Raw genomic sequence first — 15404 nt, 5'->3', positions numbered from 1 at the left:
ACCTATGTCGGGATATTTAAAAATCAAAACAAGCAAAATAGAAACAGCTCAATCTTGCCTATTTTGCCATATTTGTCGACTAAAACACTAAAGTTTAACTGACTGCCCTGTCACGGCTCCCGTATAATGCGCTGCACTAAAAATACGATTTTTAACGATAAAATTGAGCACTAAAGATAGAATTTGTCAGAAAATGTCAGGCTATTTTTCGCTACAATTAGATTCATTATTTTTTCCTCAGATAATCTGCGGTACTGGTCATTGATTTAGGAGTTGGTATGTCCAAGAGTGGTTTTGGTCAAATTTATCGTCAGCTTTCAAGCAAATTGCTTGATCTGGTGGTAACCCCGCATGTACTGGGCGAGGTTCCTGCCGAAGCAGCAGCGACAGACCATTCAGAACAGCCGACCCAGAAAATTGTCTGCTATGTGCTACAGAACCATTCCCGCAGCAATGCCCTGGTCCTTGATGGTGAAACACGCCGCTTAAAGCTGCCGCCAGCATTAGACCCGATGCAGATTGGCCAGCACAAGGAAAAAGCTTCGATTCTGTTTTTACAGCACTATGATGAAAACAATCTGCTGAATCCGCCGCCGCACGCCTTTCCGCCGCGTTTACTACGCCTGATTGAACTGCTGGAACAGCACCCGGAACTGGATATTGAGCTGATTCCGGTAACCGTTCTCTGGGGCCGCGCACCAGATAAAGAAGATTCCTGGCTCAAACTGCTCCTGACCGATACCTGGGCTACGCCGGGTACCGTCAAGCAGCTGGTCAATATTGGCCTGCATGGTCGCCAGTCCTATCTGGAGTTTCATGAGGCACAGTCTTTAAGAGCGATGGTGCAGACCGCCAAGATTCAGGCCCCGAACCTGTCGCCAGCGACCTGTATTATTAATACCTTAAATAATTATTTAGACAGCCAGCGCGAAGTGGTATTAGGTCCCGATTTATCGGACCGCCGTAACGTCATGCATAGCCTGATTAAAGCGCCGGATGTACAAGAAGCCATTCGCCGCGAAAGCATCCGCAGTAAAATCAGCATGATTGAAGCCGAGCGCCGTGCCATTGGCTATTTAAATGAAATCGTGTCGGACTATTCCTATGCCGCCATCCGCTTTGCTGAAACGGCGCTAACCCGTTTATGGACCCAGCTCTATGATGGCGTCGAGGTGCATAATTTCAGCACCGTGCGTGAACTGGCCAAAGACTACGAAATTATTTATACCCCGTGCCATCGCAGTCATATCGACTATTTATTGCTGTCTTATGTGATTTATAAACGCGGCATGATGGTGCCGTATATTGCGGCTGGCGATAACCTGAACATGCCCTTTGTCGGTCAGTTATTACGCGGTGGCGGGGCCTTCTTTATTCGCCGGACTTTCCGTGGCAATGGCCTGTACACCACCGTATTTAAGGAATATCTGTACAGCATTCTGTCGCGTAACACGCCGCTGGAATACTTTATTGAAGGTGGCCGTTCGCGTACCGGCCGCTTGTTGCCGCCAAAAACCGGCATGCTGGCCATGACCGTACATGGACATTTACGTGGCCGCGCCAAACCAATTGCCTTTGTGCCAACCTATATTGGCTATGAACGCCTGATGGAAGGTTCGACCTATGTCGGTGAAATGCAGGGTAAACCGAAAGAAGCCGAATCCATTGTCGGTATTCTGAAAACCTTGAGAAAAATCGAGCGTATTTTTGGCAAAGTGCATGTGAATTTTGGCGAGCCAGTCTTTTTAGATGACATGCTAAAACAGCATGACGCCGAACAGATCAGTATCGAAAAAAATGACGATCCGATTCCGCAAGAAGTCTCCGATGCGGTAAACAGCTCGGCCTATGCGATTCTGGAAAACATTAACCGCGCTGTGGTGATTAATCCGGTATCACTGTTATCGCTGATTTTGCTGGCCACGCCAAAACACACCCTGGATGAAGCGATCTGTATCAAGCAGCTGGATACCTATCGTGACCTGCTTACTGCCCTGCCTTACGATGAGCGCACCCACATTACCCCGCTTTCAGGCAAGGAAATTATTGCCTACGGTCTGAAGCTGAAACTGATTAAACGTGTACAACACGTTCTGGGCGATATTATTGCCATTGAAGACAATCAGGCGGTGTTGCTAACCTATTTCCGTAACAATATTCTGCATGCCTTTGTCCTGCCATCTCTGGTGGCGGCACTGGTTGAGCACAATGGTTCAATCAAGCGTGGCGATTTAATTAATGTAATTCGCACGCTGTATCCGTTCCTGAAAGCCGAGCTGTTCCTGAAATGGAATGAAGCAGAACTGAAACAGCAGATCTGTGCCTATGCTGATGGGCTAATTCAGGCCAAGCTGATTAGTGAAGATGCTGAAGGGAATCTGCTTTCTCCGGCACCGAACAGTGAAGATCATAACCAGTTGGTAGTATTGGCTGCGCCGGTAATGCAAAGTCTGGAACGCTACTACATGACCCTGGCGCTGATTACCCAGCGTGGTTCGGGCAATATTTCCGCCCGTCAGGTTGAAGAACTGAGCCATCTGGTGGGTCAGCGTTTATCGGTGCTGTATGAGTTCAACTCACCGGAATTCTTCGATAAGGCCCTGTTCCAGAGCTTTATTAAAGTGCTGACCCAGCAAGGCTATATCAGCACCAACAGCGACAATGCCATTGTCTTTGATGAGAACTTTAGCAATGTGGCGCAGTATGCCAATCTGGTGCTGGATGATGTAACCCTGCAAATGCTGCAACACATCACCACCTTTAGCGATGAAGAACTGAAAGATGCACTAGATGCACTAGCCGCACAGCAAGCCAAACGTCGCTTAAAACGTAAAAAGAAATAAAAAACCGTCCATAACCCGTATCTTTGCCTTCGTGCAAAGGTTCGGGAAATATCAGCCATCCTCAATAAAATGAAAAACTCTTAGTTCACATCCGCTTGCTGTAACAGGGCCAGATAATCCTGAAAACAGTCGTCATGCTGTAACTTAAAACCACTGTCCTGCATCCGTTTCGGTAAAATCCGCTTGCCGGTTTCGTGCGGACTGGTCAGGGTTAATAACGGCCGATGTAGCTGCTGCTGAAACCATTGCACCACTTCATGCAGCAGTTGCGGCTGACCATTACTGACAATATAACTCTCCTGCAGATGTTCCACGTGAATCATCTGTGCCAGAAAACGCGCCAGATCATCAATATGAATCCGGTTAGACCAGTGCCGGTTTGGATATTCAGTGAACGTGTGCGCCAGCTTAACCATCCTTGCGATTGAGCTGCCATAAATACCGCTGGGCCGGATAATGGTGCAACGCTCCGGATAAGCGCTTAAATAGGCCTGCTCCATCTTGAGCAGAATGTCTGCCTGCGTATCTGGCGGCTGAAGCGGTGTGGTATCCTCAATCCATTCCCCGGCATTTTGTCCATACACCCGGGTCGATGACACCACCACCATGCGCCGCACCGGATGCGCTGCCAGCGCCGTTACAATTGGTTGCACCGAATCCAGATAGGTCTGCTGATAGGCCTCCGGCGTACTCTGCCCCGGACTGAGCAGCACATAGACCCAGTCAATGGGCGCCAGCTGGCTTAAATCCAGCTGCTGCACATCCTGAATCAGATGCGTTGCATGCACATCACTTTTCCGGCTGCGGCTAATTGTGGTAATTTGGTGGCCGGCTTGAAATAGTTGTTTAGCCACACGTGCAGATGTTTTACCATAACCGATAAATAAAATATGCATAACCCACTTGCTCATTACCATTGTTGAGGGGACATGGCCGCAGTCCATCAATTACAAGGCGTTGGCGCTGCTGCTGCCGCGTTACTGGAAAAACTGAATATTTTCACCACAGATGACCTACTGTTTCATCTGCCGCGTGATTATGAAGATCGTAGCACGATCATTCCGATGAACCAATTGAACGTCGGCCGCAGCTATTTACTGGAAGGCATTGTCAAAGGGGTCGATTTCCCACCCGGCAAACGCAAGTCGATGGCAATTCTGCTGGATGATGACAGCGCCAAAGTCACCTTACGTTTTTATCATATTTATAAAGGCCTAACCGACCGTGCCAAAGTCGGCAACCGCCTGCGCGTGTTTGGTGAAGTCCGGGTCGGCGCACGTGGTCTGGAAATGTATCATCCGGAAATCCAGCTGATCAGCGAGCATACTCCGCTGCCGAAAACCCAACTCACGGCGATTTACCCAAGCACCGAAGGGCTGACCCAGCCCAAACTGCGCGACTATGTCAAACAGGCGCTGAAACAGCACAGTGATGATCTGCCGGAACTGTTGCCGGAAAAATTTACCAACGGCTATGCACTGAAACAGGCGCTGGAATATATCCATGAGCCGCCAACCAGTGCCAATATGCTGCAGCTTGGTCAGGGTTCGCATCCAGCCCAGCAGCGGCTGATTTTTGAAGAACTGGTGGCACATCAGGTCAGTTTATTGACCCGCCGCGCTTATATCCAGCAGATTGAAGCGCCAGCTTTTGCGCCCAGCCAACGTCTGGCCAAGCAGTTACTGGCCGGTTTACCGTTTAGCATGACCGGCGCACAAAAACGGGTGTCCAAGGAAATTATCCAGGACCTGAAACAAAACAAGCCGATGCTGCGACTGGTACAAGGCGATGTCGGCGCCGGCAAAACGCTGGTGGCGGCGGTGGCGGCCTGTCATGCACTGGAAGAAGGCTGGCAGGTGGCGCTGATGGCACCGACTGAGATTCTGGCTGAACAACATTATTTAAACTTTAAACGCTGGTTTGAACCTTTGGGACTGACCGTATCCTGGCTCTCTGGCAAACAGAAAGGCAAGGCCCGCGCCAGCGCCGAACAGATTATTCAGGATGGCAGCGCCCAGCTGGTGGTCGGCACCCATGCGCTGTTTCAGGACAATGTCGAATTTGCCAAGCTGGGACTGGTGATTATTGATGAGCAGCACCGCTTTGGGGTCGATCAGCGGCTGGCCTTAAGAAACAAGGGTCTGAATCACATGACTCCGCATCAGCTGGTGATGACCGCCACCCCAATTCCACGTACGCTGGCGATGTCCGCCTATGGCGATCTGGACACTTCCATTATTGATGAGCTGCCGCCGGGCCGTACCCCGATTCAGACCGTGACCATTCCACTGGACCGGCGTGAACAGGTACTACAGCGTATTGCCAGCAACTGTGCCGAAGGCAAACAGGCCTATTGGGTCTGCACCCTGGTCGAACAGTCAGAAACGTTGGATGCGCAAGCTGCCGAAGCGACTTTTGCTGAAATCAAGGAACGCTTTCCGGAACTGAATATTGGTCTGGTGCATGGCAAAATGAAGGCTGATGACAAACAGGCGGTGATGCAGCAGTTTAAAGACAACCAGCTACAATTGCTGATTGCCACCACCGTGATTGAAGTCGGCGTCGATGTCCCGAATGCTTCAATTATGGTGATTGAAAATGCCGAGCGTTTAGGGCTGTCGCAATTGCATCAGCTGCGTGGCCGGGTCGGTCGGGGCGCCAAAGCCAGTTTCTGTGCCCTGCTGTATAAGCATCCGCTGTCGCAAAACGGCCAGGAACGGCTGCGGATTTTAAGAGAAAGCAATGATGGCTTTGTGATTGCCGAAAAAGATCTGGAACTGCGCGGCCCCGGGGAGTTGCTGGGCACCAAACAAACCGGAGATATGGGCTTTCGGGTGGCCAAGCTGGAACGCGATGATCATCTGCTGAATCAGGCACATTATGTGGCCCAGCAGATGCTGAAAGATTATCCCGAGCAGGCCGAGGCCCTGCTCAAACGCTGGCTGCCGGAAGCACCACGTTATGCCTATGTTTAAGCTGCTGGCGCATAGCCGTACGCTATTACAAAAATTACTGTCCTGCCAGCTCTGTGGCAGTGCGGCCCAGCAGCAGTACCGGGTTTGTGCAGACTGTTTGCAACAACTGCCTTGGTTAAAGGCCAGTGTCTGCCGGCAGGAAACCGAGATTCAGGTGGCCTGTCATTATCGTTATCCAGTCGACCGGATGATTCAGCAATTCAAATATGAGCAGCAATTGCATTATCAGCCTTTACTGGCGGGCAGCCTGTGTGAATTGGCCTATCCACGGGTACAGGCCATTGTCCCGATGCCGGTGGCAACCGAGCGACTGGCAGAGCGTGGTTATCATCATACCCTGCTGCTGGCTCAGGTGCTGGCACGCCATTTACAGCTACCAATCTGGCAACCGGTTGTACGGCGCCATCAACACAGTCAAAAAGGCTTAAGCCGGCTGGAACGACTGGAAAATCTGGACCAGCAATTCCAGCTACGGCCCGATACCGGCCGGCCCTATCGCCGGGTGTTAATTGTCGATGATGTGGTCACCACCGGCAGCTCAATTCGTGCGCTAAAACAGCAGCTGGAGCAACTTGGCTGTCACAAGGTCTATGCGGTGTGTATTGCCAGTGCCGACGGATAAATCATTTCAAAAACAGCCGGCCTTAAGCCGACTGTAACAGATGCTGTTTCACCCAGGGAATCACCACTTCTGTGGTTAACGGTGCCAGACGTGTCGTCTTATCCTCCAGTTCAATCCATTTCATTTCCGCAATTTCTGCCTGAACCTGCGGGTCCTGATCGAGCTGCACATAATAGACATAACTGACCAGACGATGATCCGGCTCATTGGCTGTAGCGGTTTCAAAACGGCCAACAAACTGTTTAATCTGAGCCTGACAGCCAATTTCCTCCGCAATTTCCCGGCAGATGGTCTGCTCCGGTGGCTCATTGCTTTCCAGCTTGCCACCAACCTGCATAAAGCATTCAGTGTGCTGTTTACGTACCAGCAGCAATTGCTGCTGCTCATTCAGAATAATGGCCGCAGCTACGGTAATGGTGTTCATATTTATTTCACCAAGGCTTGACGGTCAGCCATGCCCCATTTCGGTTCAGGCGCCTGAAAACGTTCAAACTGGCTTAAAATCTCATCCATAGAATCGGACACAATTAATGCCTCGGTAAAACGTGCATGGGTAAAGCCCTTGTCAGTGGTCATGCGAATAAAGCGCAGCAGATCATCATAAAAACCTTCAACATTTAAAAAGGCATTCGGTTTTAAATGAATTCCCAGCTGGGCCCAGGTCCACTGCTCAAAAATTTCTTCCAGCGTACCGGCACCGCCCGGCATGGCAATAAAGGCATCAGACAGTTCCGACATTTTGGTTTTACGCTCATGCATATTCTTCACCACATGCAGCTCGGTTAAACCGGGATGGGCCAGCTCGCGATCAACCAGTGGCTCCGGAATCACGCCAATTACGGCACCACCGGCCTGCAAGGCACTGTCTGCCACCACGCCCATTAATCCAGAGCGACCACCACCATAGACCAGGGTTTTGCCCTGTTTTGCAATCGTTTGCCCGACCAGCTGCGCCGTGTCCACAAAAACCGCATCGGAACCTAAAGCCGAGCCACAGAAGACTGCAATTGAATTTGTCATTTTTTCACCATGTTCAGCGGCTATGATGCCGCAAATATACCCTTGAGCTGGTTTTTTAAATAAATTAGCACTTCAAACAGTGTTTTTAATCAAATCCTTGTCTAAAATACACCCATCAATAAAACCCATACTGCGCAAGGGAGAAAAGACTAATGCTTGAAGCCTTTTACGCCACAGAGCGCGGTAGTCTGGAAGACGCTACCATCAACGGCGGCTTCGACCTGCATCCAGAACTGGTCTGGATTGACCTAATCGCCCCTTCACAAGAAGAACAACAGTGGGTCATGGACGCCTACCGGCAGGATTTACCCACCTTAAAGTCCCTGGAAGACATTTCCTCATCTGCCCGATTTTACCGTGATGATGATGGGGTTTTACACATCAGCACCTATTTTTTAACGAAAAATAAAAACTATCAGGTCGATGATGAATCGGAAGAAAATTCCAGTATTCTCGCCACGGTACAAACCGTTGCCTTTATTTTAAACCGGGACCGTCTGCTAACCCTGCGCGGTGAAAAACTGGTGGCCTTTCGTGCCTTTCGTGCCCGTGCACGGCGCAATGATTATGAAATTGATTATAAAGACCCGACCTGGGTGCTGCTCGGTCTGCTAGAAGCCAAGCTGGATGAACTTGCGGATATCTTGGAAGATATCCACAAGGACCTGGAAAAATACTCCACCGAAGTGCTGAATAACCGCCACCGGGAAATGATTTTAGACCTTGATGACATGATTACCCGGCTGGCACAACTGGAAGATATGCTTGGAAAAGCCCAGCTCTGTCTGATTGATTTACGCCGTGTGCTGACCTTTTTAGCGCGTCCACGTGCCTTGGGCAGTCATATTTATGATGCCGATATCCGTGAACTGAGTGAAGATGTACGCTCGCTGGTCGAACACGACGCCTTCCTGTTCCAGAAAGTACGCTTCCTGCTCGATACTACTTCGGGTTTCATTAACACCGAACAGAATGACACCATCCGTCGCTTCTCGATTTTACCAAGTATGCTGGCACCGCCAATGCTGGTGGCCAGTGTTTATGGCATGAACACCGACGTACTGCCTTTTGCCAAAGGCACCACCAGTTTTATTATTGTCAGTATTATCCTGATTGGCTTCTTTATCGGGCCGCTGATTTACTTCAGATGGAAGAAATGGATTTGATGCGACATGTCCTCTCTCCCTGAGGGAGAGAGTTAGAGAGAGGGCTGGTTTCACTAATCCTTCATCCCTCCTCACCTCCCTTAGGTAAAGAGAGAAACTTAATGCCATAAAAAAGCACCTCGGTTGAGGTGCTTTTTGTTTAAGCGCTGAGCTGTAAATCTTCCTGCAAATGACAGGATTGAATAATCTTCATCATTTTTTCCGGGACAGCTTTAAAGACCAGCCCTTGCGCATCCGGGGTCTGTCTTAACCAGCGTACCAGCACAGCCAAAGCCAGGGTACTGCCCTGCTCAAGTCCGGCCAGATTCACAACCACCGGGGCGGGCTGCTGTTGAATCAGCTGCAGCCCCTGCTGGTAATACTGCTCGGCATTGTTAAAGTCAATTTTCCCGGAAACCCGCAGTTCCTGATTTACATATTCAATCACAGCACGTCCTATTATTTTTTATCAACCGCAGCTTCTGCATCTGGTTTAAAGGTCGCAATCGCCTTATCAATATTGCCGCCATTACGTTTGACGTTGGCTGCAAACTGGTTACGGAACTGCAGGCCTAAATCAATCCCGGATACGTTGATGTTACGGATTTTCCACTGATTGCCTTTATCGACCAGCTGGAACGATACCGGAATTTTCTCGCCTTTGTTGTTAAAGTCGATGGTCACTACCGGGTTCTTGCTGTTGCTGGCTTTATACGGACGTAAGGTATAAGTCTGGTTGCTGAATTTCGCAAAGGCTGAACCGTAGTTTTCAATCAGGGTTTCACGGAAATTCTTTTCAAACTGGGCACGCTGGGCAGCCGAACTGTACTGATTGGTCGCATAGGTTCCCATCACAATACGGGTAAAGGCTTGCGAATCGATATACGGATCAAGGTTCTGGCGCACAATGGTTTTCACCAAGGCCGGATTATTTTGCAGTTTGGCATGATCGGCTTTTAAACGCGAAATCAGGCCATCCGCCACTTTCTTGATAAATGCGGGAGGAGTTTCGGTTGGTGCAGCAAATGCACTACCTGCCACCAGCGTGGCCAAAACACTTGCGGTCAAGGTTTGTTTGAACAATGTCTTCACTAAAATTTCTCCTCTCAATTACTCAACAAATGACACTTCTGCATCTGTTGTTTCAGCGGATGTCTCATCTGCCGGGTTATCGGATGATGACTTGTTGCCTGCGCCGCCGGTTACAAACTTGGTCACAAGGTCTTCAATTTCCATGGTGCTTTGGGTATTGCTGATTTGATCACCACGTTTTAAATAATTCAGACCACCACCCGGTACAATCTTCAGGTACTTCTCACCCAAAAGACCATTGGTTGCTACCATTATGTAAGCATCTTCATCGATATTGGTGATGGAGGTCATGTTATCCAACAGTTGCTTTTCCATTGCTTTTTGTTGCGCAGGATCGGCTTCGCTGTATTCGCTGCTGTAACGCAACTCTTCCAGGGCATATTGTTGCACCTGTTGTAACTGTTCCTGATTAAAGGTGGTCAGCTCACCATCCAGAATCATGGTCACAGTGGCCAGACGCGTCACCGGGTCTAAAGTAATGGATTCGACCTGCCCGACTTTAACCCCGCTTAAGGCCACTTTGGCACGCGGCTTGATCCCGTTAATATTGTCAAACGTTGCGGTCATGGAATAACTGTCCTGAATGGTGGTGCCCACCAGACCACTGACCCGCATCGCCAGGAAGAATAAAGCAATACCAAACAGAATGACAAAAACACCGACGGCCAGCTCACTAGTACGTGATTTCATTAAACACCTCCGAACATGACCGCAGTCAATACGAAATCAAAACCTAAAACACAAAGCGATGAATACACCACGGTACGCGTGGTAGATGTCGCGATACCTTCAGACGTAGGCTCGCAGGCATAGCCTTGGTAGACCGCAATCCAGGTACAAATTAATGCAAAAACAAAACTTTTAATAATGGTGCCGTTAAAGATATCTTTATAGAACTGTACGGTGCTTTCCATACCGCTCCAGTAAGAGCCTTCATCGGCGCCTAAAAAATCTACCCCAACGAATTTACCACCCATAATCCCGACTGCCGCAAAAATCACGGATAGCATCGGCAAGCTGAAAATACCGGCCCATAAACGCGGCGAGATGACCCGCTTTAAAGGATCGACCCCGATCATTTCCATACTGGACAACTGTTCGGTGGCTTTCATCAGGCCAATTTCAGCAGTCAAGGCAGAACCGGCACGGCCAGCAAATAACAGGGCCGCAACCACCGGGGCCAGTTCACGCAGCAAGGTTAGGGCCACAGCGGTGCCCAGCATGGCTTCACTGCCAAAGGTCACCAAAATGCTGTACATTTGCAGGCCCAGCACCGCACCAATAAATAAGCCCGACACCACAATAATCAGCAGTGACATCACCCCGACGCGGTACATCTGGTAAATAAACAGTTTCACGCCAATCCAGGTTGGCATTGAAAATAAAATCTGGAGCAGCATTAATGTGGCAACGCCTATACCACGTACCCGCTCAATCACACGGCGTCCTAATGCAGCAATCGCATTCATGCTGAATGCACCTCATGACTTAAATAGGGTTGATGGCTAAACTGATAGTCGACCGGGCCTTCAACTGAACCGGTTAAGAACTGACGTACAAAAGGCGAGGCATGCTGTTTTAATTGTTCTGGAGTGCCTTCACCCTGCACTTTCCCTTCCGCCACCACATAAATATAGTCGGCAATGGAGAGGGTTTCGGCCACATCATGCGACACAATAATGGTGGTTAAATCCAGCGCTTCACGCAATGAACGGATTAAACGGGTCAATACACCCATCACAATCGGGTCCTGACCGGCAAAAGGTTCATCGTACATAATCAGTTCCGGGTCCAGCGCAATGGCACGCGCCAAAGCGACACGACGGTTCATCCCGCCAGACAGTTCAGACGGCATGAGCTGCTCGGCACCACGCAAACCCACCGATTCCAGCTTTAAAGCCACCAGTTCAGCAATAAGATGTTCGGGTAAACGGGTATGTGCACGAATCGGGAAGGCCACGTTTTCATAAACCGTCATATCGGTAAACAAGGCACCGCTTTGAAACAGCATGCCCATTCGCGCCCGTGCTGCAAACAGCTCCTGACGTGACATTTTCCCAATATTCTTACCATCGAGCAGCACTTCACCCTGATCCGGAGTGAGCTGCCCGCCAATTAAACGCAGCAAGGTGGTTTTACCCGTGCCTGACGGTCCCATAATTGCAGTAATCTGCCCACGTCGAATTTTTAAGCTGACATTGTCGTAAATGACCCGCTCCCCTCGTTTAAAGCTCAGGTGATTGACTTCAATCAGTGCTGGCGCCTGTAGAGGTGTCTGATTATTCATAGCTGAGGATTTTCCTGCATTTTTTCAGCATGCATACTATAAAGGATTGGAGAACAAATTGTTATCTATGAAATTCTTTTAAACTGTGTACAAGTTGTACAATTTTATTATGGTCTAATTTGAGTGTAGAAACAAAGAGATGCAGCTTAGGCAAAAGTTCTGTAAATAAAAAAGATGAGGTTACAGAGCAGCAAAACCAAAAAAATATATGGCATAAGCACCTCTTTCATAGATGACACACCGGGCAGTTTGTGCGAATGATAATGAGACATCGCTTAATATATTCTTAAATAAACTTGAACCAGTATACATTTTCCTCATCAAAATTCAAATTTTATCGCATAAAAAACCGGTGCAAGCACCGGTTTTCTGAATTCGCTCAGTTCAACTTAGTCGTTGAATTTACGACGACGGTCACCACCTTCACGGCGTGGACGGTCGCTGTTGAACTCGCGACGTGGACGATCTTCACCGAATGAACGCGCTGGACGGTCGCCAAAATCACGCTTAGGACGGTCACCGAAAGCACCTTCACGACGTGGTTTGTAGTCTACGCGGTTGCCACGGTTGTCATCATTGCTGTCAAAACGTGGACGCTCGTTGAAACCACCTTCGCGACGCGGACGGTCACTGTTGAATTCACGGCGTGGACGATCATCGAAAGAACGTTGTGGACGGTCACCAAAGCCACCTTCACGACGTGGACGGTCGCTGTTGAATTCGCGACGTGGACGGTCATCGAAAGAACGCTGTGGACGGTCGCCAAAGCCACCTTCACGACGCGGACGATCGCTGTTGAATTCACGACGTGGACGGTCTTCACCGCCTTCACGACGTTTGAAGTTGCTTTCGCCTTCAAAACGACGGCCACCGCCGAAACCACCACGGCCACCGCGACCACCGTCACGTTTACCACCACGACCGCCGTCACGACGTGGACGTGCTGGAGGTGGAGATGGCTCTAAACCTTCAATTTCAGATACTTCTAAACGTGCATCTAAGTAATCTTCAAGCGCACGAATTTTACCGCGTTCACGGTAAGTCGCCAAAGTAATCGCTTTACCAGTACGACCGGCACGACCAGTACGGCCAATACGGTGTACATAGTCTTCGTTCTTCATTGGCAGACCGAAGTTAATCACGTGAGAAATAGTCGGTACGTCCAGACCACGCGCTGCAACGTCAGTTGCAACTAAAATCTTGGCACGACCTTCACGAATGCTGCGTAAACGGCGGTTACGAACGGTTTGTGGCATTGCACCATGCAGCGCAACAACTGAGTGACCTGCTTCAGCCAGTTCTTCAGCCAGCATATCGGTATCTTCTTGGGTAGAAGCGAATACAACGGCCTGATCAAGATCCTGTTCGCTCAACCAGTGCGTCAACAGTTTTTTCTTGTGCTCGAAGCCATCAGTCCAGTGTAAAGTCTGAGTAATGTCCGTATTGGTAGAGTGACCGGTTTCGATCGCAATACGTTCTGGCTCATTCATCATACGTTCAGCAAGCGTGATGATACGTGGTGCAAATGTCGCAGAGAACATTAAAGTCTGTTCGCGGTTTGCAGCCAAATCACTGATTGCTTCCAGATCTTCAGAGAAACCCAGGTCCAGCATACGGTCAGCTTCGTCAACGATTAACGCATTAACTTTGTCGAGTTTGATTTGACGACGGTTCACAAGGTCAAGTAGACGACCTGGCGTCGCTACAACCACTTGTGCACCTTTTAACTGTTGAATTTGTTTACCAAAAGGCATACCACCCATGATCGCAGCAATACGAACACCTTTCATGTGACGTACAAATGCAATCGCGTCCTGGCTCACCTGTTGAGCAAGTTCACGTGTTGGGCAAAGTACCAGAATAGATGGCTGAGTAATGGCTTTCATACGTTCTTTAAACGGAACGAATGTGTCCTGGTTTGCAAGTGCGTTCAGCGTTGGGAGAAGGAACGCTGCAGTTTTACCCGAACCGGTTTGGCTTGATACAAGAAGATCTTTACCTTCTAATGCCGCAGGAATTGACTGTTCCTGTACAGGCGTAGGCGCAGTAAAGCCAAGAGCGTCTAACGCTTGTTGTAAAGTTTCGTGTAGAGGAAAATCAGCAAAAGTTTTGCTCATAGAGTATTTCACCCGAGAATTGGGTGCTCCATAATAATAAAGTCAAATGGACATCGGCAAAAAGCGGCACAGCATTGAACGCTGAAAATTTAAGAATTCAGCGGCGATCCGAGTAACGACGATGTTGATATAACGCACGCATGATTACGGCTTAACCTGAAGGAATCGCTTTAGCGATTGGGGCGCGAGATATCGTCCTCTCTTTGGACCGCACGCGCATACACAATGATTAGAAGAGAAATGTTCAGGTAATGAACGGAAATTAAGTGCGTGGGCGGATTATAGCAGGATTATTTTAAAAGTCATCTAATTTAATCAACTTTTGCGTTAATTTCTGTACCAGTCGTTAAACTTGAATTAAATCAAGCACAAATAACAGGCAAAAAAAACAGCCCGACTGGGCGGGCTGTTTTTTAAGGCTTGGGAGCAAGCCTTGTCATTTCACTCAATGCGTCTATTATTTTGCCGCGTCGCCCCAGGCAGGTACTACTGCCTTCATTAAAGGCTTCAGCATTTTCATAGAACACGCAAGTACCTGACCATTGTCCATAGAATCGCTGCCACCACGTGCATCCACTACAGTACCACCAGCTTCTTTGACGATTAACTCGCCCGCTGCGATATCCCACGGTTTTAGGCCCAGCTCGAAATAGCCATCTAAACGGCCAGCTGCCACATAAGCCAGATCCAGCGCAGCAGAACCTGCACGGCGATATTGCGCACCAGCTTCAGTCACGTTCAATAATGATTCGAAATGGTTTTTGGCATACGACACCACTTCACCATTACGTTTGGCGCGGTAAGCATGACCCACAGCCAGGAACGTATTCTCCAGGCTGTCTTTAACATTCACGCGGATACGGCGCTGATTAAGCATGGCACCACGACCACGGCTGGCAGAGAACAATTCGTCTTTGACTGGATCATAGATCACGCCGTGCTGAGTCACGCCTTTGTGCTGAACAGCAATAGAGATACAGAAATGCGGAAAACCGTTGATGAAGTTAAGCGTACCGTCTAAAGGATCGATCACCCAGCACCAATCGGCGTCATGACCTTTACCTTCTTGCAGACCGAACTCTTCACCCAAGAAACTGTGATTTTTATAGCTTTTACGTAGGGTATCGATGGTCAACTGTTCCAGGTAACGGTCAACACGCGTTACTGGACCATCAATTCCTTTTTCTTCGACTTGTAGATCGAGTTTATGACGATTCTGATGCGCTTTTAAAAGCTCTTGACCAACTGTTTGAGCCGCACGCGCAGCCATCACCACCATAGGTTCCATTGAACACCCACTACA

At 49.1% G+C, this 15404-nt stretch carries 14 protein-coding genes; 4 read left to right on the top strand and 10 right to left on the bottom strand.

The window, feature by feature from the left end; translation table 11 throughout:
- Positions 1-278: 278 nt before the first annotated feature.
- Positions 279-2843 carry a glycerol-3-phosphate 1-O-acyltransferase PlsB gene (gene plsB / locus FTT68_RS04510; protein WP_168406091.1) on the top strand — a complete coding sequence of 855 codons (2565 nt, stop codon included), beginning with the start codon at positions 279-281 and terminating at the stop codon, positions 2841-2843.
- Between the two features lie 80 nt (positions 2844-2923).
- Here the strand turns inward: plsB and FTT68_RS04505 are convergent, their stop codons facing one another.
- Positions 2924-3739, bottom strand: a complete 816-nt coding sequence (locus FTT68_RS04505) for an NAD(P)H-binding protein (protein WP_180057076.1) — start codon at positions 3737-3739, stop codon at positions 2924-2926.
- Positions 3740-3772: 33 nt separating this feature from the next.
- Between FTT68_RS04505 and recG the strand changes: the two genes are divergently transcribed.
- On the top strand, positions 3773-5818 hold the full coding sequence (recG, locus tag FTT68_RS04500) for an ATP-dependent DNA helicase RecG (RefSeq protein ID WP_016658521.1): 2046 nt from the start codon (positions 3773-3775) through the stop codon (positions 5816-5818).
- Positions 5805-6440 carry a ComF family protein gene (locus FTT68_RS04495; RefSeq protein WP_180087780.1) on the top strand — a complete coding sequence of 212 codons (636 nt, stop codon included), beginning with the start codon at positions 5805-5807 and terminating at the stop codon, positions 6438-6440. Before recG ends, FTT68_RS04495 begins: the two co-directional genes overlap by 14 nt.
- Before the next feature lie 22 nt (positions 6441-6462).
- On the opposite strand, the gene FTT68_RS04490 is transcribed toward FTT68_RS04495, so the two are convergent.
- Both FTT68_RS04490 and FTT68_RS04485 read right to left on the bottom strand, forming a co-directional pair.
- The gene (locus FTT68_RS04490) at positions 6463-6864 is read right to left on the bottom strand and encodes an NUDIX domain-containing protein (protein WP_104494666.1); all 402 of its coding nucleotides are present in this window, start codon (positions 6862-6864) and stop codon (positions 6463-6465) included.
- 2 nt (positions 6865-6866) lie between these two features.
- Positions 6867-7460: a TIGR00730 family Rossman fold protein gene (locus tag FTT68_RS04485; RefSeq protein ID WP_005180318.1), complete on the bottom strand. Its 594-nt coding sequence runs from the start codon at positions 7458-7460 to the stop codon at positions 6867-6869.
- 152 nt (positions 7461-7612) lie between these two features.
- Here FTT68_RS04485 and FTT68_RS04480 point away from each other — a divergent pair, with 152 nt between their 5' ends.
- Complete coding sequence (locus FTT68_RS04480) at positions 7613-8626, top strand: CorA family divalent cation transporter (RefSeq protein WP_005180320.1); 1014 nt, start codon at positions 7613-7615, stop codon at positions 8624-8626.
- 139 nt (positions 8627-8765) lie between these two features.
- On the opposite strand, the gene FTT68_RS04475 is transcribed toward FTT68_RS04480, so the two are convergent.
- The 7 genes from FTT68_RS04475 to FTT68_RS04445 form a co-directional block, all read right to left on the bottom strand.
- A complete protein-coding gene (locus FTT68_RS04475; protein ID WP_168414314.1) occupies positions 8766-9053 on the bottom strand; it encodes an STAS domain-containing protein in 288 nt (95 codons plus the stop codon).
- An 11-nt stretch (positions 9054-9064) separates the two neighbouring features.
- The gene (locus FTT68_RS04470; protein ID WP_005180322.1) at positions 9065-9697 is read right to left on the bottom strand and encodes a phospholipid-binding protein MlaC; all 633 of its coding nucleotides are present in this window, start codon (positions 9695-9697) and stop codon (positions 9065-9067) included.
- A gap of 18 nt (positions 9698-9715) precedes the next feature.
- Positions 9716-10387: an outer membrane lipid asymmetry maintenance protein MlaD gene (locus FTT68_RS04465; protein ID WP_075168244.1), complete on the bottom strand. Its 672-nt coding sequence runs from the start codon at positions 10385-10387 to the stop codon at positions 9716-9718.
- Entirely contained in the window at positions 10387-11166 is a 780-nt protein-coding gene (mlaE, locus tag FTT68_RS04460; protein ID WP_005180328.1) for a lipid asymmetry maintenance ABC transporter permease subunit MlaE, read from the bottom strand. Before mlaE ends, FTT68_RS04465 begins: the two co-directional genes overlap by 1 nt.
- On the bottom strand, positions 11163-11984 hold the full coding sequence (locus tag FTT68_RS04455; RefSeq protein ID WP_005180329.1) for an ABC transporter ATP-binding protein: 822 nt from the start codon (positions 11982-11984) through the stop codon (positions 11163-11165). The genes mlaE and FTT68_RS04455 overlap by 4 nt, the downstream gene beginning before the upstream one ends.
- 389 nt (positions 11985-12373) lie before the next feature.
- Positions 12374-14101, bottom strand: coding sequence for a DEAD/DEAH box helicase (locus FTT68_RS04450; protein ID WP_180175227.1), 1728 nt, complete (start codon positions 14099-14101; stop codon positions 12374-12376).
- A gap of 457 nt (positions 14102-14558) precedes the next feature.
- Positions 14559-15389, bottom strand: a complete 831-nt coding sequence (locus FTT68_RS04445) for an inositol monophosphatase family protein (RefSeq protein WP_034597976.1) — start codon at positions 15387-15389, stop codon at positions 14559-14561.
- Positions 15390-15404 lie beyond the last annotated feature (15 nt).

Source organism: Acinetobacter sp. Q85-2 (assembly GCF_013420555.1).
GTDB lineage: Bacteria > Pseudomonadota > Gammaproteobacteria > Pseudomonadales > Moraxellaceae > Acinetobacter > Acinetobacter indicus.
The sequence above is the reverse complement of the archived record's forward strand: the minus strand, read 5'-3'. Positions and strand labels throughout refer to the sequence as shown.

What these genes read in the sequence shown, in the direction of transcription:
- plsB (WP_168406091.1), top strand. Translation starts at nt 279, where the DNA reads ATGTCCAAGAGTGGTTTTGGTCAAATTTATCGTCAGCTTTCAAGCAAA.
- FTT68_RS04505 (WP_180057076.1), bottom strand. Translation starts at nt 3,739, where the DNA reads ATGCATATTTTATTTATCGGTTATGGTAAAACATCTGCACGTGTGGCT.
- recG (WP_016658521.1), top strand. Translation starts at nt 3,773, where the DNA reads ATGGCCGCAGTCCATCAATTACAAGGCGTTGGCGCTGCTGCTGCCGCG.
- FTT68_RS04495 (WP_180087780.1), top strand. Translation starts at nt 5,805, where the DNA reads ATGCCTATGTTTAAGCTGCTGGCGCATAGCCGTACGCTATTACAAAAA.
- FTT68_RS04490 (WP_104494666.1), bottom strand. Translation starts at nt 6,864, where the DNA reads ATGAACACCATTACCGTAGCTGCGGCCATTATTCTGAATGAGCAGCAG.
- FTT68_RS04485 (WP_005180318.1), bottom strand. Translation starts at nt 7,460, where the DNA reads ATGACAAATTCAATTGCAGTCTTCTGTGGCTCGGCTTTAGGTTCCGAT.
- FTT68_RS04480 (WP_005180320.1), top strand. Translation starts at nt 7,613, where the DNA reads ATGCTTGAAGCCTTTTACGCCACAGAGCGCGGTAGTCTGGAAGACGCT.
- FTT68_RS04465 (WP_075168244.1), bottom strand. Translation starts at nt 10,387, where the DNA reads ATGAAATCACGTACTAGTGAGCTGGCCGTCGGTGTTTTTGTCATTCTG.
- mlaE (WP_005180328.1), bottom strand. Translation starts at nt 11,166, where the DNA reads ATGAATGCGATTGCTGCATTAGGACGCCGTGTGATTGAGCGGGTACGT.
- FTT68_RS04455 (WP_005180329.1), bottom strand. Translation starts at nt 11,984, where the DNA reads ATGAATAATCAGACACCTCTACAGGCGCCAGCACTGATTGAAGTCAAT.
- FTT68_RS04450 (WP_180175227.1), bottom strand. Translation starts at nt 14,101, where the DNA reads ATGAGCAAAACTTTTGCTGATTTTCCTCTACACGAAACTTTACAACAA.
- FTT68_RS04445 (WP_034597976.1), bottom strand. Translation starts at nt 15,389, where the DNA reads ATGGAACCTATGGTGGTGATGGCTGCGCGTGCGGCTCAAACAGTTGGT.